The organism is Kitasatospora sp. NPDC034035 (assembly GCF_055575755.1).
Genome location: NZ_JBVISA010000029.1, coordinates 92,463 through 115,337, shown reverse-complemented (window position 1 = coordinate 115,337; position 22,875 = coordinate 92,463). Strand labels below are relative to the sequence as shown.

Sequence of the window (22,875 nt, the reverse complement as noted above, 5' to 3'; positions counted from 1 at the left end):
CGGGAAGCCTGCTTCGAGATGAGCACTCCCACCTCCTTGAGAGGGTAAGGCTCCCAGTAGACGACTGGGTTGATAGGCCGGATATGGAAGCCCTGCGAGGGGTGGAGTTGACCGGTACTAATAGGCCGAGGGCTTGTCCTCAGACGCTCGCGTTCACTGTGTGGTTCCCGGGTAGCGAACAGCTATCGCCGGCGAACAAGGAAACACTTATCAATTGAAAAGTGTGTTTCGCTGAATACCCGATAGGGTTTCGGTGGTCATAGCGTGAGGGAAACGCCCGGTTACATTCCGAACCCGGAAGCTAAGCCTCACAGCGCCGATGGTACTGCAGGGGGGACCCTGTGGGAGAGTAGGACGCCGCCGAACAATTATTCAAAGGCCGCGGCCCCAGCGATTCGCTGGGGCCGCGGCCTTTTTTGTGTTTTACGAACGTGAACAAGTCCGGCAGGACAGGACTTCCGCCCAGACGCGGAGGGTCCCGACATGTCGGACAATGGAGAAGGTGCGCGGGCCAGGAGGCCGGCGCCGAAACCGCGTGAGCGCAGCGGGAGTTGCACGCACGGCCCGCGCGGTGAAGCTGAAGCAGCAGAAGGAGTCACCACGATGTCGAACCAGCCCCAGGACCGTCCCGAGCGTCGATCGGACGATGGCCGAGGCTACGAGCCCCGGTCCCGTGGGGGCTGGTCGAACGACCGTGGCGGCTCCCGCCGCGATGACCGTGACGACCGTCCCCGTCGTGACGACCGCCCCTCCGGTGGCGGTTTCAACCGCGACCGTGACGACCGCGGTGGGGACCGTGGCGGTTTCCGTCGCGACGACCGTCCCTCCGGTGGTGGTTTCAACCGTGACCGTGGCGACCGCCCGTCCGGTGGTGGTTTCAACCGTGACCGTGGCGACCGCCCGTCCGGTGGTGGCTTCAACCGTGACCGTGGCGACCGTCCCTCCGGCGGTGGCTTCCGCCGCGATGACCGCCCGTCCGGTGGCGGTTTCCGTCGTGACGACCGGCCGAGCGGTTTCAACCGTGACCGTGACGACCGTCCGCGTCGTGACGACCGCCCGTCCGGTGGCGGCTTCAACCGTGACCGTGACGACCGCGGTGGCGACCGCGGTGGTTTCCGTCGTGACGACCGCCCGTCCGGTGGTGGCTTCAACCGTGACCGTGGCGACCGTCCCTCCGGTGGTGGCTTCAACCGTGACCGTGGCGACCGTCCCTCCGGCGGTGGCTTCCGCCGTGACGACCGCCCGTCCGGTGGCGGTTTCAACCGTGACCGTGACGACCGCGGTGGGGACCGTGGCGGTTTCCGTCGCGACGACCGTCCCTCCGGTGGCGGTTTCAACCGTGACCGTGGCGACCGTCCCTCCGGCGGTGGTTTCCGTCGTGACGACCGCCCGTCCGGCGGCGGTTTCAACCGTGACCGTGACGACCGTCCGCGTCGTGACGACCGCCCCTCCGGTGGCGGCTTCAACCGTGACCGCGATGACCGCGGTGGCGACCGTGGCGGTTTCCGTCGTGACGACCGGCCGAGCGGTTTCAACCGTGACCGTGACGACCGTCCGCGTCGTGACGACCGCCCCTCCGGTGGCGGCTTCAACCGTGACCGTGACGACCGCGGTGGCGACCGCGGTGGTTTCCGTCGCGACGACCGCTCGTCCGGCGGTGGCTTCAACCGCGACCGTGGCGACCGCCCGTCCGGCGGTGACCGTGGCGGTTTCCGCCGCGATGACCGCGGTGGGGACCGTGGCGGTTTCCGTCGCGACGACCGTCCCTCCGGCGGCTACCGCGGTGGCGACGACCGCCACGACGACCGGGGCCGTCGGGACTACGACGACCGCCGGGGCAACTTCGAGCCCGTCAGGCGCCTGCCGATCCCGGAGGACGTCACCGGGTTCGAGCTGGACGCGGACGTGCGTCAGGAGCTCAAGAGCCTGCCCAAGACCCTTGCGGACGACGTCGCCCGCAACCTGGTGATGGTGGCCCGTCTGCTCGACGGCGACGCGGAGGAGGCCTACCAGTACTCGCGCGTCGCGCTCCGTCTGGCGTCCCGTGTGCCCGCCGTCCGTGAGGCGGCCGGTTTCGCCTCGTACATGACGCAGCGCTACTCCGAGGCGCTGACCGAGTTCCGCGCCGCCCGCCGGATGACCGGCCGGGCGGACCTGTGGCCGGTGATGGCCGACTGCGAGCGCGGTCTGGGCCGTCCGGAGCGGGCGCTGGCGATGGCCGGTGAGCCCGAGGTGAAGCAGCTGGACAAGTCGGGCCAGGTCGAGATGCGCCTGGTGGCGGCCGGTGCCCGCAGCGACATGGAGCAGTTCGACGCCGCCGTGGTGACCCTGCAGAGCCCGGAGCTGGCGTCCAGCTCGGTGCAGCCGTGGACCGCTCGCCTGCGGTACGCCTACGCCGAGGCGCTGATCGCGGCCGGCCGTGGCGACGAGGCCCGTGACTGGTTCGCCAAGGCGGCGGAGGCCGACACCGACGGCACCACCAACGCTGCGGAGCGGCTCGCCGAGATCGACGGCGTGGAGTTCACCGACGCGCTCGACCCGGAGCTGGCCGAGGAGGAGACCGAGAAGGCCGAGGCCCCTGCGAAGAAGCGCGGCGGCGAGGTTGCCGACGACCGCGTGATCTTCGAGGACGAGGAGGACGTCGAGGAGTTCTACGACGAGGACGACCTCGAGATCGACGACGAGTTCGACGGCGTGGTGCCCGAGCGCGCCCGCGCCGCCGAGGCCGAGGCGGTCAAGGCCGAGGCGGTCAAGGACGAGGACACCGAGGTCGAGGACAAGGACGAGGCCAAGGGCTGAGCTGTCCCCCCGGCAACGCCGTGAGGCCCTGCCGTTCCCCGGGAGATCCGGGAACGGCAGGGCCTCACGGCGTCCGGGCCGCCGACGTGGCGTCGGCCCGGCGCGAGGTCAACCCAGCGCGAGGTTGCGCAGCACCAGTCCGGTGGCCGGCTTCGGCCCGAAGGAGGTGGACTTGCGCGGCATGGTGACGCCCTGTTCGGCCAGCCGTCGCACCACGCTCTCCCGGACGGGGTGCAGCAGGACGGCGGTGCCGCCGGTGCGGGCGGCCTCCTGCTCGGCGGCCAGGGCGGTGTGCAGGTAGCCGATGTCGTCCGGGCCGTCGGGGACGTGCCAGGTGCGGTCGAGCAGGGTGGCGTGCAGGACGGTGGCGTCCAGGTGGCGCCACTCCTCGGGCCGGTCGCGCGGCACGGTGGCGTCCAGCAGGGCCTCATCGGGCTCGCCGAGCAGCCAGTAGACGCCGTCGCCGCCGGTCAGCACGAAGCCGTTGCCGCCGTGCCGCTTCTGTTCGGCGAGCGCCTGGAGCGCCGCCGGCAGCGGGCCGGGCACCTCCTTGACCTGCCACTGGTCGCCGAGCTTCTCCAGCGCCTCGGCCACCGGCAGCCGGTAGAGCACGCGGTGGATGGCGCGGACCCGCAGCGGGTAGCGGGCGGTGTCCACCAGGAGCACCAGGCCGCGGTCCCAGGGGCTGCGCGGCAGGTGGCGGTGCTCGCGCTGGAGGCGCAGGTACATCTCCCAGCGGTGGTGGCCGTCGGCGATCAGCGCCCGGCAGGTGGCCAGGTCGCGGCTGATCTCGGCGATGTCGGCCGGGTCGGTGACGGCCCACAGGCGGTGGTGGGTGCCGTCGCTGGTGGCGGTGGAGAGCAGCGGCTCGCCCGCGACCGTCCGCTCGATCACGCCGGAGGCGCCGCCGTCACCCCGGTAGGTGAGCAGCAGCGGTTCGAGGTTGGCCCGGGTGGTGCGCATCAGGCCGACCCGGTCGGCGACCGGCCGGGGCATCACGTCCTCGTGGGGGAGGACGACGCCGGCCTCGCGGCCGCTCACCGCGAGGGCGCCGATCAGGCCGCGCTGGAGCAGTTCGGGGGAGTCGGCGGTGGCGGGCACCCGCTGCTCGTAGACGTAGATCGCGGGATCCGGGTCGGCGGCGAGGATCCCCTCGCGCTGCCAGGCGGCCAGCAGCCGCGCGGCGTGCCGGTACCGGGTGTCGCGGTCGGGCCGGTCGCCGGCGTCCTCGGGCTCGGGCCTGGGCAGGATCAGCCGGACCACGTTGTGCGGGTCGCCGGTCTCCAGGTCGAGCCGACGGCCCGGGTCGACGACGTCGTACGGCGGGGACATCACCGCGGCCAGGGCGCCGACCCGGTCGGGGACGTAGCGCAGGCCGCGGAAGGGGGACAGGGACAGGCCGGCGGTGGCGACGTGCCCGGGATCGCCGGGGCCGCCCTCGGGAGTCTCGACTCCGTCTTCTGCACTGGGTGTGCTCATTCTGGGCATCGTAACCGGGTACGCGTTGTTGAGAGATCGGAATGCCCGCGCCGAGCGGTGGGGCGGGTGTGCGACCGAGGGCGAGGTACGGCATGGACGACGGGCAGGAACGGGTGGACGGCAGCGGTCTTGCCGGGTCGGGCGGGCCGGTCGGTGCCACGGGCGGGGGCGCTCCGGCCGAGGGTGGCGGGCCGGTCGGCGGGGTGCCGTCGCAGAGCCGCTCCGGGGAGCCCACCGGGGACGTGTACGACTGGTTCCGCCGGGGCGCGCGGCTGCTGGCGCAGGGGCATCCGGCGGCCGCCGAGCAGCTGCTGGCCCGGGCGGTGGCGGCCGAGCCGCACTCGCGCAGCATCCGGGAGGCGCTGGCCCGCGCCCAGTTCGACGCGGGTTCGTACGCGGCGGCGCTGGAGAACTTCCGGGCCGTGGCGCTGGCCGACCCGGCGGACGACTACGCTCAGTTCGGGTGGGGGGTCGCGGCGGCCCGGCTGGGCGACTTCGAGACCTCCGCCGAGCACCTGGCGCTCGCCGTGGCGATGCGGCCGGAGACCGACCACTACCGGGCGGCCCTGCGGCAGACCCGGGCGACGCTGGCGGCCCGGACCGGCGCGTACGGCCCGCTGCTGCCGGGGGCACCCGGGTACCTGGCGCCCCCGCCCGGTGCCGCGGACCCGGTCGGGGGAGAGCCGGACGGCGGCGACGGCGACGCCTGACCGGCCCGCGCCCGACCGATGGGCGTCCGACCGGCTGGCGTCCGACCGAGGGGCGCAGTGCCGCACCGCGCGGTGCGGCGCCGAGGTGAACGACGTGACCGACGTGACCGACGACGCAGTGAATGAGGTAGCGCAGCCATGACCGAGACGGCCACCCCCGTGCGACGGACCGCCCCCGGCGGCAGCGAGCGGCCGCTGACCGAGGCCTACGACACGGCGCTGCTGGACCTGGACGGCGTGGTCTACGCGGGCGCGCACGCGATCGAGCACGCGGTGGCCGCGCTGGACGCCGCCCGGACGGCCGGGATGCGGCTCGCGTACGTGACCAACAACGCCTCCCGCCCGCCGCGCGTGGTGGCCGAGCACCTGACCGAGCTGGGCGTGCCGGCCGAGCCGGGGGACGTGATCAACTCGGCCCAGGCGGCCGCCCGGGTGGTCGCCGAGAAGGTCCCGGCCGGGGCGAAGGTGCTGGTCGTGGGCGGTCTCGGGCTGGACGAGGCGCTGGCCGAGCAGGGCCTGGTCGCGGTCCGCTCGCTGGCCGACCAGCCGCTCGCGGTGGTCCAGGGCTTCGACCCCTCGGTGGGGTGGACGGACCTGGCGGAGGCCGCGTACGCGGTGCAGAGCGGGCTGCCGTGGGTGGCGTCCAACCTGGACCTGACGGTGCCGCGGGCGCGCGGGATCGCGCCGGGCAACGGCACGCTGGTGGCGGCGGTGCGGGCGGCGACCGGGGTGGAGCCGGAGGTGGCGGGCAAGCCGCTGCCGCCCATGCACCGGGAGACCGTGCTGCGTACCGGCGCGAAGCGGCCGCTGGTGGTCGGGGACCGGCTGGACACCGACATCGAGGGCGCGTTCAACGGCGGGGTGGACAGTCTGCTGGTCTTCACCGGGGTGACCACCCCCGAGCTGCTGCTGGCGGCCCCGGTCGAGCACCGGCCGACCTACCTGGCGGCCGACCTGCGCGGACTGCTGGTCCCGCACGCGGCGGTGACGGCCCAGGCCGACGGCTTCGCGTGCGGAGGCTGGGTCGCCGGCGTCGAGGGCGGCGCGCTGCGGCTGACCGGCTCCGGGGACCGCTGGGACGGCCTGCGGGCGCTGTGCGCGGCGGCGTGGACGGCGCTGGACGCGGGCGGCGAGCCGGTGGACGGACGGAAGACGCTGGCCGAGCTGGGCTTCTGAGCCCCGAGGCTTTCGAGTCCCGGGGTCCCGGAGGGCTTTACGGCCCCGAGGGCTTTGCGTCCCCGAGCTTTCCGTTCCTGAGGTTTCGTGGCGGGGCAGGCCGGGTTCAGAGCAGGGTGCGCAGCCGCAGCAGGTCGCGGAAGCCCGCCTCCAGCCGGACCCGGCCACTCGCCCAGGCGGAGGCGAAGTTGAGCCGGCCGCCGACCAGCGCGACCAGGTCGTCGCTGCTCATGGTGAGCCGGATCTCGGCCTTCCCGGCGGGCGGGCCGGGCGTGGTGACCACGTCCTGGATCCGGCCCTCGCGCAGCCGCCCGGTGAAGGTCAGGTCGAGGTCGGTGATCCGGCAGCTGAGCGAGCGGTCGAGGGACGCGGCCTTGCGGACGTCACCGGTGGACTTCGCCATGTTCCGGCTGAGCTGCTCCAGCGCCTCCCGGCACTCCTCGGCGTTCGCCATGGGCGGCGGCTCCCTCCCGCGGTCGCTACGGTGCTGACTGCGGGCCACGGTACCTCAGCGGGGTTTTGGCGGTAGCGTCGTCAGTGGGGTGCCCGGAACGGCTCGGGTACCGAGGGCGACGGAGCGACGCGCGTAGGCGATTGGGAGGCACCCGGATGCTGCCGAGGACGGTTCGGGGAGTGGTGGAGACCGCTGCCGAGGTGGTCGAGGAGGTCGGCAAGCGGGTCGTCGTGACGGCGGCCTCGATCCTGGAGAAGGCGGGGGTCGACGTCGCGGAGGTCGAGCGTCGGCTGGGCGGGGAGTTCCCGCCGTCGGCGAAGACGCTGCAGACCTTGGCGGGGGAGGCGGTCACCGCCGGGCTGGCCGGGGTGGACCTGGCGGTCGGGGTGGCGCGCAACGAGGCGGAGAAGGTCTTCGAGAAGGTCGGTGACCAGGTCACCAAGGTCGGCGTGGTGCTGGCGTACCTGGAGAGCAAGCTGCGCGAGGTGGAGGAGGAGGTTCCGGCGGCGACGCCCGGCGAGGGTGCGTACGGTGCCGAGGAGCCGGTCCCTGCGCCGCGGGCGGACGACCTGTTCGGACGCGGCTGGGAATACGAGGACGAGCCGTCGGCGGGCCGGTCGGCGGGGCAGCCGATAGTCGCCGAGCGGGTGGAGGTGGACGAGCCGGTCGAGGTCGATCCGCCGGTTCCGCCGGTGGCGCTGCTCGCGCCGACTCCGCCGCAGGAGCAGGAGCAGGAGCAGGAGCAGGAGCGGAAGGCGGCGCCGCGGAAGGCCGCCGCGCGGAAGACGGCGGCGAAGAAGGCGGCTCCGGCCGAGAAGCCCGCCGCGAAGAAGGCCGCGGCCAAGGAGAGCGCGGCCGAGAAGTCCGCCGCCAAGCGGACCGCCGCCAGGAAGACGACGACCGTCAAGAAGACCACCACCGCCGAGCAGTCCGCCGCGCAGTCCAAGGCGCCCGCGAAGCGCACGGCGACCAGGAAGACCACCGTCCGCAAGGCCACCAGCGCGAAGAAGCCCGATGCCCGAGACGAGTGAACCGGCCGGAGCGGCCGAGGCGGGCGCGCAGGCCCAGCAGGTGGAGCCGCTCGGCGTCGACCTGCTGCCCACCGGCCATCCCGCGGTGGACGCCGGACTGGCCCGGCTGGAGGCCTTGGACGGGGTCCCCGCCGAGGCGCACGTCGCGGTGTACGAAGATGTTCACCAGCGGCTCGCCGACACGCTGGCCGCGCTCGACCAGGAATGACCCGTGGGATCCGTAGGAGCTGAACACCAGTGGCAGTGGCACGACGCCGACTCGACGCGGAGCTGGTCCGCCGCAAGCTGGCCCGGTCGCGTGAGCACGCGTCCGAGCTGATCGCGGCCGGGCGGGTGACCGTCGGCGGCACCACCGCGACCAAGCCGGCCACCCAGGTGGAGACCTCGGCGGCGGTCGTGGTGGCCAAGGACGAGAACGACCCCGACTACGTCTCGCGCGGTGGCCACAAGCTCGCCGGGGCGTTCGCCGCCTTTGTGCCGCAGGGTCTGGTGGTCGAGGGCCGCCGGGCGCTGGACGCGGGCGCCTCCACCGGCGGGTTCACCGACGTGCTGCTGCGCGCCGGGGCGGCCGGCGTGCTGGCGGTGGACGTCGGGTACGGGCAGCTCGCCTGGTCGCTGCAGAGCGACGAGAGGGTCACCGTGATGGACCGCACCAATGTGCGCGAGCTGACCACGGACCTCATCGGCGGCACCCCGGTGGACCTCGTGGTGGGCGACCTGTCGTTCATCTCGCTGGGCCTGGTGCTCCCCGCCCTCGCCTCCTGCGCGGCCGAGGACGCTGACTTGGTGCTGATGGTCAAGCCGCAGTTCGAGATCGGCAAGGAGCGACTGGGCAGCGGCGGGGTGGTGCGCAGCCCCGAGCTGCGCGCCGAGATGGTGCGCCAGGTGGCCGGGCAGGCGTGGGCGCTCGGGCTTGGCGTGCGCGCCGTCACCGCGAGCCCCCTGCCGGGACCGTCCGGCAACGTGGAGTACTTCCTTTGGCTGCGCCGGGACGCCCCGCAGCTGGACCCCGCGGACGCGGACCGGGCCGTGGCGGAGGGGCCCCGATAGGGTGCTCAGCGGACGTCCGGCCCGTCATGCTGTATGGGGGCCGCACCGGGCCGAGGGTGACCCGGCAGGCGTGAGGGAGAGGGCAGCGGCATGAGCGATGAAGAACGTACGGTCTTCCTGATCGCGCACACCGGCCGGGAGGCGGCGCTGCGCAGCGTCGAGAGCCTGGTGCACGGGCTGCTGAAGGCCGGGCTCCGGATCAGACTGCTGGAGGCCGAGGCGGTCGACCTGGACCTGCCCGACGGCGTCGAGAAGGTGGCCGAGGGCCCCGGGGCGGCGGACGGCTGCGAGCTGATCCTGGTGGCCGGCGGGGACGGGACGCTGCTGCGCGGGGCCGAGCTGGCGCGCTCGCACGGGCTGCCGATGCTCGGGATCAACCTGGGCCGGGTGGGCTTCCTCGCCGAGGCCGAGCGGGACGATCTGGCCGTGGTGGTCGAGCGGGTGGTCGACGCCGACTACGAGGTCGAGGAGCGGATGACGATCGACGTCATCGTCCGCACCAACGGCGACGTGCTGCACGAGGACTGGGCGTTGAACGAGGCCTCGATCGAGAAGGCGTCCCGGGAGCGGATGCTGGAGGTGGTGACCGAGGTGGACGGCCGCCCGGTCTCCAACTTCGGCTGCGACGGCGTGGTGTGCGCGACGCCGACCGGGTCCACCGCGTACGCGTTCTCCGGCGGCGGGCCGGTGGTGTGGCCGGAGGTCGAAGCGCTGCTGATGGTGCCGATCTCGGCGCACGCGCTGTTCGCCCGGCCGCTGGTGACCTCGCCCGAGTCGGTGCTGGCCGTCGAGGTGCAGCCGAAGACCCCGCACGGCGTGCTCTGGTGCGACGGGCGGCGTTCGGTCGAACTGCCCGCCGGGGCACGGGTGGAGGTCCGCCGGGGACGGACCCCGGTGCGGCTGGCCAGACTGCACCGGGCGCCGTTCACCGACCGGCTGGTGGCCAAGTTCGCGCTGCCCGTGACGGGTTGGCGCGGCCGGGCGGACCACCAGTAGGACGAGCCGCACCACAACGGACCGGCAGGCCCGGCCGTCGACGGTCCGTCAGACCGCCAGCGGCTGGGCCTCGTCGGCCGAGCCGAGCCGACCGCCGGCCGCCGCGCGGGCGGCCGTCGCGGCGAGGCGTTCGACGGCGGCCGGAACAGCCACGGCGGGCACGGTGAGCGGGATCCGGATGTGGTGCTCGAACGCGCCGTCCGAGCCGAAGCGGTTGCCCGAGGCGATCCGCACCCCGTCGCGTTCCCCGACCTGCGCCAGCGCCGCACCGGACAGGCCGCCGGTGGAGACCCAGAGCGCGAGCCCGCCGGTCGGCATCGGGAAGGTCCAGCCGGGCAGTCGCTCGGGCAGCGCGGCGGCGAAGGCGTGTGCGGCGGCCCGCAGCCGGTCCAGCTGGTGCGCCCGGACGGCGGCCAGGGGTTCGCCCAGCAGCTCGGCGGCGATCAGCTGGTCCAGCACCGGGGTGCCGACGTCGCTGTAGACCCGCTCGCCGGCCAGCCGGCGCACCAGCGCGGGCGCGGCCCGGACCCAGCCGATCCGCAGACCGCCCCAGAGGAGCTTGCCGGCCGAGCCGACGGTGACCACCTGGGCGGACCGGCCCAGCGCCGCCATCGGGCGCGGCAGCGGCTCGGACTCCGGTACGCCCCAGCCGAGTTCGGCGGTGGTCTCGTCCACCAGCACGATGCTCCCGGCGGCCCGGGCGGCGGCCAGCAACTCGCGGCGCTGCTCCTCGCCGATCAGCGCGCCGGTCGGGTTGTGGAAGTCCGGGATCACGTAGGCGAGCTTGGGGGCGGCGCCGCGCAGCACCCGCTGCCACTCCGGGAGGTCCCACCTCGTCGTGGGGTGGTAGGCGTACGGCACCGGGACCAGGCGGGCGCCGGACAGCCGCAGGGCCTGCAGGGTGTGCGCGTAGCTGGGGGCCTCGACGGCGACCCGGTCGCCGCGGCCGACCAGCGCCCGCTGGACCAGGTGCAGGCCGCCCATCGCGCCGGTGGTGATCAGGATCTGGTCGGGTGTGGTGGGCAGCCCGCGCTCGGTGTAGCGGCGGGCGACGGCCTCGCGCAGCACCGGGACGCCGGTGGGGTAGTGGCCGTGCCCGGAGGCGTAGTACGGCAGCTGTTCGACGGCCCGGGCGGCGGCGGCGCCGAGCCAGGGCTGCGGGGCGGGCGGTGCGGCGACGCCGAGGTCCAGGGTGCGGCCCTGCTCGTCCGGCGGGACGGGGTGCAGGGCGTCGCCGGGCGGCGGGGCGCCCTCGGGCAGGGCGGTCCAGCTGCCCGCGCCGCGCCGGCTGTGCAGGTAGCCGTCGCCGCGCAGCGTCTCGTACGCGGTGGCGACGGTGGTGCGGCTCAGTTCCAGGGCGGTGGCCAGCTCGCGTTCGGCGGGCAGGCGGGCGCCGACCGGCAGCCGGCCCTCGGTGACCAGCAGCCGGATCTGCCCGGCGAGGGTGCGGTAGGCGGGGCGGCGGGCGGCGGCCGGTTCGGGGAGCCGGGCGGTGGCGAGCAGCCGGGCCAGCGCGGGCGGGGTGACGGTGGTGTGCCAGTCGGCCATGGAGATCAGTCCACTTGCTCTGGATTGGCCCTGGAGGGCGTCGTTTTGGCCCGGTCATCATGGCAGAGTGGCCGTGTCGGCCGCCACCGCCGGGCCGCCCGGAGGTGCAGCACCACCGCAGGAGCACCCTTGGCCACCACGACCACCCCCGTACCGACCGCGCCCGTACCCGCCACCGGGAAGGCCTCCCTCGCGGTCCGCGTCCTCGGCGACACCCACGGCCTGGGCCGCCGGATCCCGCAGCTGTTCGCCGGCCTCGCCCTGTACGGCGTGAGCATGGCGCTGATGCTCCGCTCCGGCCTCGGACTCGACCCCTGGGACGTCCTGCACCAGGGTCTGCAGCGCAGCGTCGGCCTCTCGGTCGGTGCCTGGGTGACCATCTGCGGCGCCCTGGTGCTGCTGCTGTGGATACCGCTGCGCCAGCGTCCGGGGCTGGGCACCGTCGCCAACGTGCTGGTGATCGGCGCGGCGATGGACCTCACGCTGCGGATCGTCGACGACTTCGCGGCCCTGCCCGCCCGGATCGCCGTGACGGCCGCCGCGATCGTGCTCAACGGCCTGGCCAGCGGCCTCTACATCGGTGCCCGCCTCGGCCCCGGCCCGCGCGACGGTCTGATGACCGGCCTGCACCGGCGCACCGGCCGCTCGCTGCGGCTGATCCGCACCGGCATCGAACTGACCGTTCTGGCCGCCGGCCTGCTGCTCGGCGGCACCGCCGGGGTCGGCACCGTCGCATACGCGCTGGCCATCGGCCCGCTGGTGCAGATCTTCCTGCCCTGGTGCACCGCGCCGACGCCCGCGCGAAACTCCCGGAAGGGGTGAATTTCGGGGCACGGAGTTGCCGCCCGCCGTTGCCGCTCGTCGCGCGCCGGGGGCGGAACCTCGTAAGGTCGTCTCCGTGTTGGACGAGATGCGGATACGGGATCTAGGGGTCATCGACGACGCGGTGGTCGAACTCGCCCCCGGCTTCACCGCCGTGACCGGTGAGACCGGCGCCGGCAAGACCATGGTCGTCACCAGCCTCGGCCTGCTGCTCGGCGGGCGAGCCGACCCGGGCCTGGTGCGCAACGGCACCGGACGGGCCGTCGTCGAGGGCCGACTGGAACTGCCCGCCGACTCCCCGGTGGCGGCCCGCGCCGTCGAGGCCGGGGCCGAACTGGACGACGGAGCCCTGCTGATCAGCCGGACCGTCTCCGCCGAGGGCCGCTCCCGGGCGTACGTCGGCGGTCGGGCCGTCCCGGTCGGGCTGCTCGCCGAACTCGGCGAGGACCTGATCGCCGTGCACGGCCAGACCGACCAGCAGCGCCTGCTGCGCCCGGCCCGCCAGCGCGGCGCGCTGGACCGGTACGCGGGCGGGGCGGTGGCCGAGCCGCTGGCCCGCTACCGGGAGACCTACCGCGTCCTGCGCGAGGTCTCGGCGACCCTGGAGGAGCTGACCACCCGGGCCCGCGAGCGCGCCCAGGAGGCCGACCTGCTGCGCTTCGGGCTGGACGAGATCGCCGCCGCCGAGCCGGTGGCCGACGAGGACGTCGAGCTCGCGGCCGAGGCCGAGCGGCTCGGCCACGCCGACGCGCTGTCCTCCGCCGCGACCCTCGCGCACGCCGCGCTGGCCGGCGACCCGGCCGACCCGGAGGCCCTGGACGCCGGCACCCTGCTCGCGCAGTCCCGCCGCGCCCTGGACGCCGTGCGCCACCACGACGAGCGCCTGGCCGCCCTCGCCGACCGGCTCAACGAGGTCGGCTACCTGCTCGCCGACGTGGCCGGCGACCTGGCCGGCTACGCCGACGACCTGGACGCCGACCCGGTGCGCCTGGCCGCCGTCGAGGACCGCCGGGCCGTGCTGTCCCAACTGCTGCGCAAGTACGGCGGCGAGGACAACACCCTCGCCGAGGTGATCGCCTGGGCCGAGGCCGGCGCCCTCCGGCTCGCCGAACTCGACGGCGACGACGACCGGATCGACGACCTCGGCGCCCGGGAGACCGAGCTGCGGACCGAGCTGGCCGAACTCGCGGCCGAGGTGTCGGCCGCCCGGCAGGCCGCGGCCGGGCGCTTCGCCGAAGCCGTGTCCGCCGAACTCGCCGAACTGGCCATGCCGCACGCCCGGGTGACCTTCTCGCTCAGCCAGGTCGACGACCTGGGCGGGATCGAGGTCGGCGGCCGCACCGTCGCGTACGGCCCGCACGGCGTGGACGAGGTCGAGGTGCTGCTCGCCCCGCACCCGGGCGCCCAGCCCCGGCCGATCGCCAAGGGCGCCTCCGGCGGTGAGCTGTCCCGCGTGATGCTCGCCGTCGAGGTGGTCTTCGCGGGCGCCGACCCCGTCCCGACCTACCTGTTCGACGAGGTGGACGCGGGCGTCGGCGGCAAGGCCGCGGTCGAGATCGGCCGACGGCTGGCCAAACTGGCCGAGTCCGCCCAGGTCGTGGTCGTCACCCACCTCCCGCAGGTCGCCGCGTTCGCGGACCGGCACCTGGTGGTGGAGAAGACCAACGACGGCACCGTGACCCGCAGCGGTGTCAAGGTGCTGAACGACGAGGAGCGGGTGCGCGAACTCTCCCGGATGCTGGCCGGCCTGGAGGACTCGGAGCTGGGCCGCGCCCACGCCGAGGAGCTGCTGGCCGCCGCCCGGGCCCCGCGCCACCGGTAGCCGACGGCGGCGGCCCCGCGGATCGTCGGCGACGCGCCCCGGGTGGCGCCGACTGTCCAAGAGGGCCGCCGACCTGGCATGGTGGCCGCTGGACACTGGCTTCCCAGCCCCGAGCGCCGCCCGGCGGGCAACCCTCGCGAAGCGGCGCGCGAACCTGATCGAGTCGGATGCGAGACGACGTGGACCATTCCGCCGCCCGGGCCACCGCGGCCGCCCCGGAACCGGGGCAGCTGCACGTGGTACTCGTCCTGGCCGCCAGCACCGGCGGCATCGGTGCGCACGTGCGCTCCCTGGCCCAGGGCCTGGTCGCGCACGGAGTGATCGTCACGGTCTGCGCGCCGGCCGGCACGGACGCCCTGTTCGGCTTCTCCCGCACGGGCGCCAGGTTCCACACCGTCGACATCACCCCCACCGCGGGCGCCCGCAGCGACGCCACCGCGATCGGCGAGCTGCGCCGGGCCTTCACCGGCGCGGACGTGGTGCACGCCCACGGGCTGCGCGCCGGGCTGCTCTCCGACCTCGCGCTGCGCACCGCCGGCCGCTTCCCGGGCCTGCGCCCCGAGACCCCGCTGGTGGTCACCTCGCACCACGCGCTGCTGGCCACCGGCATGGAGCGCCGCCTGCAGCGGCTGATGGAACGCCGGGTCGCGCGCGCCGCCGACCTGGTCCTCGGCGCCTCCTCCGACCTGGTCGCCCGGGCCCGCGAACTGGGCGCCACCGACGCCCGGCTGGGTCCGGTGGCCGCCCCGCCGATGCCCGAGGGCCGGCTCGGCCGGGTCGAGGCGCGGGCCGCGCTGCTCGGTGCGGGCCCGGACCGCCCGCTGGTGCTGGCGGTGGGCCGGCTCGTCCCGCAGAAGGCTTTCGGGCTGCTGCTGGACGCCACCCGGGAGCTGTCCGCCCTGGACCCGGAGCCGCTGGTGCTGCTCGCTGGGGACGGCCCGGAGGCGGGCGCGCTGCGTGAGCGGGTGGCAGCCGAGAAGCTGCCGGTGCGGCTGCTCGGCTACCGCACCGACGTGCCCGACCTGCTGGCCGCCGCCGACGTGGTGGTCGTCCCCAGCCGCTGGGAGGCCCGCTCGCTGGTGGTGCAGGAGGCGATGCGGGCCGGCGTGCCGGTGGTCGCCACCGCCGTCGGCGGCATCCCCGAACTGGTCGGCGACGCCGCCGTGCTGGTGCCCTCCGGCGACCCGGCCGCGCTCGGCGGCGAGGTGCGCGGGCTGCTGTCCGACCCGGTCCGCCGCGAGCGGCTGGTGGCGGCCGGCCGGCAGCAGGCCGAGACCTGGCCGGACGAGGCGGCCACCGTCGCCCAGGTGCTCAGCACGTACGACGAGCTGGTCCAGCGCGGCTAGGGCGGCTGGGGCCTGTCCTCGGGAGGACAGGCCCCCACACCGTCAGACCGTCGCCTGCTCGACCCGGTCGGCGGCCAGGCCGTCCGGCTGGGCGGACAGGTAGGCGGCGCCGCAGGCGGTCAGCCGCAGGGCGGTGTCGATCAGCGGGACGTGGCTGAAGGCCTGCGGGAAGTTGCCGACCTGGCGCTTGAGCCGCGGGTCCCACTCCTCGGCGAGCAGGCCGATGTCGTTGCGCAGCGAGAGCAGCCGGTCGAACAGGTCGCGGGCCTCCTGCACCCGGCCGATCATGGCGAGGTCGTCGGCCAGCCAGAACGAGCAGGCCAGGAAGGCGCCCTCGTGGCCGGACAGGCCGTCCACGTTGTTGCCGCTCTCGTCGTGGGTGGGGTAGCGCAGCACGAAGCCGTCCTCGGTGGACAGTTCGCGTTGGATCGCCTCGATGGTGCCGATCACCCGCTTGTCGTCCGGCGGCAGGAAGCCGACCTGGGGGATGAGCAGCAGCGAGGCGTCCAGCTCCCTGCCGCCGTAGTACTGGGTGAAGGTGTTGCGCTCCGGGTCGTAGCCCTTGTCGCAGACGTCCCGGTGGATGGTGTCGCGCAGCTCGCGCCAGCGCTCCAGGTGGCCGTCGGCGGGGGCGTCCTCGGGGGTCTGCTCCAGCAGCTTGATGGTGCGGTCGACGGCGACCCAGGCCATCACCTTGGAGTGGACGAAGTGCCGGCGCGGGCCGCGGACCTCCCAGATGCCCTCGTCCGGCTCCTGCCAGTGCTCCTCCAGGTAGTCGATGAGGCGCAGCTGCAGGTGGTGGGCGTGGTCGTTGCGGACCAGGCCGGTCATGTGGGCCAGGTGCAGGGCCTCCACGACCTCGCCGTAGACGTCGAGCTGGAGCTGTCCGGCGGCGCCGTTGCCGACCCGGACGGGCTGCGAGCCCTCGTAGCCGGGCAGCCAGTCCAGCGAGGACTCGGTGAGCTCGCGCTCGCCCGCGATGCCGTACATGATCTGCAGGTTCTCCGGGTCGCCCGCGACGGCGCGCAGCAGCCACTCGCGCCAGGCCTTGGCCTCCTCGCGGTAGCCGGTGCGCAGCAGGGAGGAGAGCGTGATCGCGGCGTCGCGCAGCCAGGTGTAGCGGTAGTCCCAGTTGCGCTCGCCGCCGATGTCCTCGGGCAGCGAGGTGGTGGGGGCGGCGACGATGCCGCCGGTGGGGGCGTAGGTGAGGCCCTTGAGGGTGATCAGGGAGCGGATCACGGCCTCGCGGTAGGGGCCCTGGTAGGTGCACTGGTCGGCCCACTCGTGCCAGAAGTCGGCGGTGGCGTCGAGCATCTCCTCGGCGTCCGGGGCCGTGGGCGCCTCCAGGTGGGAGGCCTGCCAGGTGAGGGCGAAGGCGATCCGCTCACCGGCGGTGACGGTGAAGTCGGCGTAGGTGGTGAGGTTGCGGCCGTAGGTGTCGGCCGCGCCGTCCAGCCAGACCGAGTCGGGCCCGGCGACGGCGACGGTGCGGTGGTTGCCGTCGGCCTGCTCGACCCGGTGCACCCAGGGCACGATGCGGCCGTACGAGAAGCGCATCCGCACCGCCGAGCGCATCCGGACGGTGCCGACCACGCCCTCGACGATCCGGATCACCTGGGGGACGGCGTCGCGGCCGGCCAGCGGGCGCGGCGGCATGAAGTCGATCACCCGGACGGTGCCGCCCTGGGTGTCCCACTCCTGCTCGAGGATCAGCGAGTCGCCCCGGTAGCGGCGGCGGTCCGCGGGCACGGCGGGGGCGGAGGCGGTGGGCGGGGGCACGCGCAGGTCGGCGGTGTCGGCGACGCGGAGTCGGCCCGCGCCGGTGGGGGCCGCGCCGGTGGGGGCCGTGGCAGCGGGGGCGGGGACCTCGGTCAGGACGGCTTCGGCGGGCCCGATCCGCCAGAAGCCGTGTTCATCGGTGCCGAGCAGGCCGGCGAACACGGCCGGCGAGTCGAAGCGGGGCAGGCAGAGCCAGTCCACCGCCCCGTCCCTGCTGACCAGGGCAGCGGTCTGCATGTCCCCGATGAGTGCGTAGTCCTCGATACGGCCGGCCACGTGGATCTCCAGTTCGCAATGTGGTCAGGGCATCGGCGAGCGGAGAGAGCGAGCGGTCTGCGGGGCCGGGGGTCCACCCCGGGACGTCCGGCCTGCCGGGGGTGGTGGCAGGCCTTGCTGGAGTGTCCGCGCGGGGCTCTTCGAGCCCCTGGGTGGGTGGGGATGAGCTGAAATTACGGGGAGGTCCGGTCGCGCATCGGGGACCGGGAGTGTCCTGACGCTCCCACGCCCTCCGCGTGCTCGTGCTGTCGGCGATGCGTCCGAGCAGCTTACGACGGACGAAAGGGGCGAAGCACGCGGGCGCAGCCCGATGTGGCGCCGCAATTCGGCGGAAATGCCGTGCATCGCGGGGGCGTGGCGCAGGATGGTCCGGAAGGATCACCTCCGGGTGGCCTTTACGGAGGAGCCGCCATGACCCGGACGGAAGCCGCGGCCTGACCCGGTCCGGTAGGTTGTGCGACCGGTGTGACGCATGCGGCGGATGATGCGCCGGTGGTGCGCCCGGCGTGCGCCTCCGGAGTGGCGCGCGCGGGCCGGACGGCGTCCCGGTCGGGTCACTGTTACCCTGGTATCCCGTGGACCGGCGGGATCAAAACGCCCCGGACCAGCCGAACCGGCGACCCTTCGAGCGCGGTGCACCGCACCCGGCTCCGTCGCCCGGCGAACCCCGAGCCTCCCGCCCACGTCACCTTCGACACGCGACCCACGGGAGCCCCCTCTTGGCACAGCCCCATTCCGGCAAGGCAGCGAACGGCCGAGCCGTGACGACCAAGCACCTCTTCGTCACCGGGGGTGTCGCCTCTTCGCTCGGCAAGGGGCTCACCGCCTCCAGCCTCGGAGCGCTGCTCAAGGCCCGCGGCCTGCGCGTCACGATGCAGAAGCTCGACCCGTACCTGAACGTGGACCCGGGCACCATGAACCCGTTCCAGCACGGTGAGGTGTTCGTCACCGACGACGGCGCCGAGACCGACCTGGACATCGGCCACTACGAGCGGTTCCTGGACACCAACCTGCACGGCTCGGCGAACGTCACCACCGGCCAGGTGTACTCGACCGTCATCGCCAAGGAGCGCCGCGGCGAGTACCTGGGCGACACCGTCCAGGTCATCCCGCACATCACCAACGAGATCAAGTCCCGGATCCGCCGGATGGCGACCGAGGACGTCGACGTCGTGATCACCGAGGTCGGCGGCACCGTCGGCGACATCGAGTCGCTGCCGTTCCTGGAGGCCGTCCGCCAGGTCCGCCACGAGGTCGGCCGGGACAACGTGTTCTTCGTGCACGTCTCCCTGCTGCCGTACATCGGCCCCTCGGGCGAGCTGAAGACCAAGCCCACCCAGCACTCCGTCGCCGCGCTGCGCAACATCGGCATCCAGCCGGACGCCATCGTGCTGCGCGCCGACCGCGAGGTCCCGCAGGCCATCAAGCGCAAGATCTCGCTGATGTGCGACGTGGACGAGGAGGCCGTGGTCGCGGCCATCGACGCCAAGTCGATCTACGACATCCCCAAGGTGCTGCACGGCGAGGGCCTGGACGCCTATGTGGTGCGCCGCCTCGACCTGCCGTTCCGCGACGTGGACTGGACCACCTGGGACGACCTGCTGCGCCGCGTCCACGAGCCGCAGCACATCGTCAAGGTCGCCCTGGTCGGCAAGTACATCGACCTGCCCGACGCCTACCTGTCGGTGACCGAGGCGCTGCGCGCCGGCGGCTTCGCCAACAACGCCCGCGTCGAGATCAAGTGGGTCACCTCGGACGACTGCGAGACGCCCGAGGGCGCCCGCGAGCAGCTCGGCGACGTGGACGCGATCTGCATCCCCGGCGGCTTCGGCGACCGCGGTGTCAACGGCAAGGTCGGCGCCATCACCTTCGCCCGCGAGAACAAGGTCCCGCTGCTGGGCCTGTGCCTGGGCCTGCAGTGCGTGGTCATCGAGGCGGCCCGCAACCTGGCCGACCTGCCGGAGGCCAACTCCACCGAGTTCGACGCCGCCGCCAAGCACCCGGTCGTCTCCACCATGGCCGAGCAGCTGGCCATCGTCGACGGCAAGGGCGACCTGGGCGGCACCATGCGCCTGGGCCTGTACCCGGCCAAGCTCGCCGAGGGCTCGATCGTCCGTGAGGTCTACGGCGGCGAGCAGTACGTCGAGGAGCGCCACCGCCACCGCTACGAGGTCAACAACGCCTACCGCGCGGACCTGGAGAAGACCGGCCTGATGTTCTCCGGCCTCTCGCCCAAGGGCGACCTGGTCGAGTACGTCGAGTACCCGCGCGAGGTGCACCCCTACCTGGTGGCCACCCAGGCCCACCCGGAGCTGAAGTCCCGCCCGACCCGCCCGCACCCGCTGTTCGCGGGCCTGGTCAAGGCCGCCATCGAGATCAAGACCGCGGCCTCCGCGTAGTCTTCCCCTCCTCGGCCTCGGTCGTTCACCGGACGGCGGCCCCGCGATTCCCGCGGGGCCGCCGTTCGGCGTTAGATTGTGTCGTACTGACGAAAAGGGGAGAGTGATGGACGAGCAGAGCCACCTGGTGATCGCCGACGTGGCCGAGGAGTGGGAGGTCCGGGCGAGCGGGACGCCCTTCCAGGGCAAGGTCACCGGCGTGCGCAGCGAGGAGGTCCGGATGCCCGACGGCAGCTGGGCCCGCCGCGACTACCAGACCCACCCCGGCTCGGTCTCGGTGCTCGCGCTCGACGACGAGCAGCGGGTGCTGGTCCTGCGCCAGTACCGCCACCCCGTGCGCCAGCGCCTGTGGGAGCTGCCCGCCGGCCTCCTCGACGTCCCCGGCGAGAACCCGTGGCACGCCGCCCAGCGCGAGCTGTACGAGGAGGCGCACTGCAAGGCCGGCACCTGGCGGATCCTCGCCGACTACTACACCTCCCCGGGCGGCACCGACGAGGCCCTGCGGATGTTCCTGGCCACCGACCTGTCGGCGGCCGAGGGCGAGCGCTACGCGGCCGAGGGCGAGGAACAGGAGATCGAGGTCGCCTGGGTGCCGGTGCCGGAACTGATCGGACTGATCCAGGCCGGGCAGTTGCACAACCCGACCCTGGTCACCGGCACCCTCGCCGTGCACGCCGCGCTCACCGGCCCGGACGGGCTCAACGCGCTGCGCCCGGCGGACTCGCCTTGGCCGGCCCGGCCCTTCGAGGCGTGAACGAACCTCCCGGTTGATTCGCCCGGGTGATTTGCCGGTTCGTACGACCGGATGTCACCTCGGCTGAGCCGGACGGTCGAACTACGCTTCGCAGACAGGGCGCCCGTTCCGGGCCGCCTCCGCTGAGCACCGGGCGCCGCGTCCGGATGCCCAGCACCGGATGCCAGCGCCGGATGCCGAACTCCGGATGCCGGCGCCGGGTGCCGAGCGCGGAACGACATCGGGAGTGGCACGCGTGGCGAGGAAGACGGCGACGATGGACCCCGGCCCCGACGCGCCCGCCGGGGCCGCCCCGGGACTGGACCGGCTCCCGGCCGGGCCCGCGCTGTTCGTCGGGCGGCGCGCCGAACTCGCCGCGCTGCGGGCGGCCGCCGCCCGTCCGGCCAGCGGCCGTTGCCCGGTCCTGGTCCTGGCCGGGCGCCCGGGCTCCGGGCGGACCGCGCTGGCCGCGCGCTTCGCCCGTACCGTCGCGGCCGACTACCCGGACGGCGTGCTGTTCGCCCGGCTGTCCGCCCCGGACGGCGGGCGGGTGCCGCCCGCGCGGGCCGCCCGGCTGCTGCTGGAACAGCTCGACCCGGAGTCGGCCGTACCGCTGCCCGGGGCGGTCGAGGACGGGCGGGACGAGCCGGGCTGCGTCGCGCTGCGCGAGGCGCTGGCGGGGCTGCGGGTGCTGCTCGTCCTGGACGACGTGCGGGACGCCGGGCAGGTGTGGCCGCTGCTCGCCGACGAACCCGGCTGCCTGGTGCTCGCCACCACCGCCGGGCCGCTCACCGGCATCGAGGACATCGACCCGGTGATCCTCGGCGGACTGGACCGGACGGCCTCCGGTGAACTGCTCGCCGACCTGGTCGGCGGCACCCGGGTCTCCTGCGACCCGGTCGGCGCCGCCGACCTGGCCGAGGCCTGCGCCGCCCGGCCGGCCACACTGCGGCTGATGGCGGGGTGGCTGCGGGGGAGCGCGAAGACCGCGGTCACCGACGCGGCGCGTGAGCTCAACCGGGTGGTGGGGGAGGAGACGGCGCCGGGGTCCGAGGGCGGCGCGAACGGCGCCCCGAGGGCGGGGGCGGAGAAGGCGACGCCGTCGACGGGCGCGCCGAAGAACGTGTCGAAGAGCACGTCCAAGGACGCGTCCAAGAACACGCCGAGGAACGCGTCGAGGAACGCGTCCAAGAAGAAGGGGGAGGAGGACGGGGCCGCCCCCGGTGCGGAGTCGGCGGGCGATCCGGCGGCGTGGGTGAAGCCCGGCCCGGGGCCGGCCGAGCCGGTGCCCGTCCCCGACAACGACCCGCTGCTCGGCGCGTTCACCCTGCTGTACCGCGGGCTGCCGGCTGCCCAGGCACGGATGCTGCGCACCCTCACCCTGGCCCCGGCGCAGACCGCCGACCCGCGCACCGCCTCCGCCCTGGTCGGCTGTCCGGTGCCGGACGCGGCCACGACACTGGCCGCGCTGGCCGAGCGGGAACTGCTCGGCGAGGAGGCGCCGGCCGCCGACGGCACCCCGCGCTACCGGGTGCCCGGGCGGCTCTACCCCCGGCTGGTCCGGCTGCGCGAGCAGGAGGACCGGCCCGCCGAGACCGAACTCGCCCGGGCCCGGCTGCTGGAGCGGCTGGTCCGGCTCACCGAGTCGGCCCGCGCGCTGCTCGACCCGGCGGGCGCCCCCGCCCCCGAGCCGCTGCCGTCCGCGCTGCGGCTGCGCTCGGCCGAGCACGCGCGCGCGTGGCTGCTCGGCGAGCGGGAGCTGCTGCTCGGCGCGGTGGCCGACGCGATCGGCCAGGGCGACCTGGACGGCTCGGCCGGGCGGCTGGTCACCGCGCTGCTGCGGTCGCTGCCGCTGACCGGCGCCGCCGCCCCCGTGGACCTCTACCGGCTGCACGAGCTGGTGCTGACCGTCGCCGAGCGCAACGGCCGGCCCCGCCGGGCCGCGGCCGCGCTGCTCAACCTGGGAGACCTGCAGGTCTCGGCGGGCCGCTGGGAGCAGGCCGCCGCGCACTACCGGGCCGCCCTGGAGCACGCCCGGACGGCCGACGACGAACCGCTCTGCGCGCGTGCCCTGGAGGGCGCAGCCGGCTGCCACCGGGCGCTCGGCGACGCGGTGCGCGCCGCCGACTGGTACGGGCGGGCGCTCGGCCTGCGGCAGGCGCTCGGGGACCACGCGGCCGAGGCCCGGCTGCTGGCCCGGGTGGCCGAGGCACACACCGCCCAGCGCCGCTTCGACGAGGCGGACCGCGAGTACCGGGCTGCCCTCGCGGTGCTCCGCAGGATCGGCGACGACAGCGCCCGGGAAGCCGTCGGGGCGGCCCTCGCGGACCTGCGGGAACGCGTCGACGCCGGGTGGTGACGGGCGTTTCAGAGGTATTGTCGAAGATGCCCGGTTGCGACGTCTTTGGTAGGTAAGTCGCAGGGGAAGCCTACGAACCTGCCAATGTGTGCGGGA

At 74.4% G+C, this 22,875-nt stretch carries 17 protein-coding genes, 2 rRNA genes and 1 pseudogene; 16 read left to right on the top strand and 4 right to left on the bottom strand.

The features are described from left to right. The 4 genes and pseudogenes from ACZ52J_RS32520 to ACZ52J_RS32505 form a co-directional block, all read left to right on the top strand. Positions 1-141: ribosomal RNA gene (locus ACZ52J_RS32520) — 23S ribosomal RNA — on the top strand; the annotation flags it as partial. A 108-nt stretch (positions 142-249) separates the two neighbouring features. After that, a 5S ribosomal RNA gene (gene rrf / locus ACZ52J_RS32515) occupies positions 250-366 on the top strand. A 474-nt stretch (positions 367-840) separates the two neighbouring features. Beyond that, positions 841-1,428 (top strand): annotated as a pseudogene (locus ACZ52J_RS32510) (DEAD/DEAH box helicase); the annotation flags it as partial. Between the two features lie 432 nt (positions 1,429-1,860). Next, complete coding sequence (locus tag ACZ52J_RS32505) at positions 1,861-2,799, top strand: tetratricopeptide repeat protein (RefSeq protein ID WP_465623840.1); 939 nt, start codon at positions 1,861-1,863, stop codon at positions 2,797-2,799. Positions 2,800-2,907: 108 nt separating this feature from the next. Here ACZ52J_RS32505 and ACZ52J_RS32500 read toward each other — a convergent pair whose 3' ends face one another. After that, the gene (locus ACZ52J_RS32500) at positions 2,908-4,278 is read right to left on the bottom strand and encodes a DUF1015 domain-containing protein (RefSeq protein WP_360500450.1); all 1,371 of its coding nucleotides are present in this window, start codon (positions 4,276-4,278) and stop codon (positions 2,908-2,910) included. 92 nt (positions 4,279-4,370) lie between these two features. Between ACZ52J_RS32500 and ACZ52J_RS32495 the strand changes: the two genes are divergently transcribed. Together ACZ52J_RS32495 and ACZ52J_RS32490 are read left to right on the top strand one after the other, a co-directional pair. Further along, the gene (locus ACZ52J_RS32495) at positions 4,371-4,988 is read left to right on the top strand and encodes a tetratricopeptide repeat protein (RefSeq protein ID WP_465623824.1); all 618 of its coding nucleotides are present in this window, start codon (positions 4,371-4,373) and stop codon (positions 4,986-4,988) included. A 138-nt stretch (positions 4,989-5,126) separates the two neighbouring features. Beyond that, the gene (locus ACZ52J_RS32490) at positions 5,127-6,164 is read left to right on the top strand and encodes an HAD-IIA family hydrolase (RefSeq protein WP_465623823.1); all 1,038 of its coding nucleotides are present in this window, start codon (positions 5,127-5,129) and stop codon (positions 6,162-6,164) included. 106 nt (positions 6,165-6,270) lie between these two features. Here the strand turns inward: ACZ52J_RS32490 and ACZ52J_RS32485 are convergent, their stop codons facing one another. Then, the gene (locus tag ACZ52J_RS32485; RefSeq protein WP_360500458.1) at positions 6,271-6,618 is read right to left on the bottom strand and encodes an SCP2 sterol-binding domain-containing protein; all 348 of its coding nucleotides are present in this window, start codon (positions 6,616-6,618) and stop codon (positions 6,271-6,273) included. 179 nt (positions 6,619-6,797) lie between these two features. Between ACZ52J_RS32485 and ACZ52J_RS32480 the strand changes: the two genes are divergently transcribed. The 4 genes from ACZ52J_RS32480 to ACZ52J_RS32465 all read left to right on the top strand — a co-directional run bounded on the left by ACZ52J_RS32480 (position 6,798) and on the right by ACZ52J_RS32465 (position 9,695). Further along, the gene (locus ACZ52J_RS32480) at positions 6,798-7,649 is read left to right on the top strand and encodes a hypothetical protein (protein ID WP_465623822.1); all 852 of its coding nucleotides are present in this window, start codon (positions 6,798-6,800) and stop codon (positions 7,647-7,649) included. Further along, complete coding sequence (locus ACZ52J_RS32475; RefSeq protein WP_360500463.1) at positions 7,633-7,857, top strand: hypothetical protein; 225 nt, start codon at positions 7,633-7,635, stop codon at positions 7,855-7,857. Before ACZ52J_RS32480 ends, ACZ52J_RS32475 begins: the two co-directional genes overlap by 17 nt. A 35-nt stretch (positions 7,858-7,892) precedes the next feature. Then, complete coding sequence (locus ACZ52J_RS32470) at positions 7,893-8,699, top strand: TlyA family RNA methyltransferase (protein ID WP_465623838.1); 807 nt, start codon at positions 7,893-7,895, stop codon at positions 8,697-8,699. 90 nt (positions 8,700-8,789) lie between these two features. Then, positions 8,790-9,695 (top strand): NAD kinase, encoded by a 906-nt coding sequence (locus ACZ52J_RS32465; RefSeq protein WP_360500466.1) that lies wholly within the window; start codon positions 8,790-8,792, stop codon positions 9,693-9,695. A gap of 48 nt (positions 9,696-9,743) precedes the next feature. On the opposite strand, the gene yczR is transcribed toward ACZ52J_RS32465, so the two are convergent. Continuing rightward, positions 9,744-11,243: a MocR-like transcription factor YczR gene (gene yczR / locus ACZ52J_RS32460; RefSeq protein WP_465623820.1), complete on the bottom strand. Its 1,500-nt coding sequence runs from the start codon at positions 11,241-11,243 to the stop codon at positions 9,744-9,746. A gap of 129 nt (positions 11,244-11,372) precedes the next feature. Between yczR and yczE the strand changes: the two genes are divergently transcribed. From yczE to ACZ52J_RS32445, 3 genes are all read left to right on the top strand, one after another. Then, positions 11,373-12,065 (top strand): membrane protein YczE, encoded by a 693-nt coding sequence (yczE, locus tag ACZ52J_RS32455; RefSeq protein WP_465623819.1) that lies wholly within the window; start codon positions 11,373-11,375, stop codon positions 12,063-12,065. Positions 12,066-12,153: 88 nt separating this feature from the next. Then, positions 12,154-13,887 carry a DNA repair protein RecN gene (recN, locus tag ACZ52J_RS32450; protein WP_465623836.1) on the top strand — a complete coding sequence of 578 codons (1,734 nt, stop codon included), beginning with the start codon at positions 12,154-12,156 and terminating at the stop codon, positions 13,885-13,887. Positions 13,888-14,054: 167 nt separating this feature from the next. Next, positions 14,055-15,233 (top strand): glycosyltransferase family 4 protein, encoded by a 1,179-nt coding sequence (locus ACZ52J_RS32445; protein ID WP_465623818.1) that lies wholly within the window; start codon positions 14,055-14,057, stop codon positions 15,231-15,233. A gap of 42 nt (positions 15,234-15,275) precedes the next feature. On the opposite strand, the gene ACZ52J_RS32440 is transcribed toward ACZ52J_RS32445, so the two are convergent. Next, on the bottom strand, positions 15,276-17,288 hold the full coding sequence (locus tag ACZ52J_RS32440) for a glycoside hydrolase family 15 protein (RefSeq protein ID WP_465623816.1): 2,013 nt from the start codon (positions 17,286-17,288) through the stop codon (positions 15,276-15,278). Between the two features lie 719 nt (positions 17,289-18,007). Here ACZ52J_RS32440 and ACZ52J_RS32435 point away from each other — a divergent pair. The 3 genes from ACZ52J_RS32435 (at position 18,008) to ACZ52J_RS32425 (ending at position 22,779) form a co-directional block, all read left to right on the top strand. Next, entirely contained in the window at positions 18,008-19,687 is a 1,680-nt protein-coding gene (locus ACZ52J_RS32435; protein WP_465623815.1) for a CTP synthase, read from the top strand. 106 nt (positions 19,688-19,793) lie between these two features. Further along, a complete protein-coding gene (locus ACZ52J_RS32430; protein WP_465623814.1) occupies positions 19,794-20,441 on the top strand; it encodes an NUDIX domain-containing protein in 648 nt (215 codons plus the stop codon). Positions 20,442-20,676: 235 nt separating this feature from the next. Continuing rightward, entirely contained in the window at positions 20,677-22,779 is a 2,103-nt protein-coding gene (locus ACZ52J_RS32425) for an AAA family ATPase (protein ID WP_465623812.1), read from the top strand. The last annotated feature ends 96 nt before the right edge of the window (positions 22,780-22,875 follow it).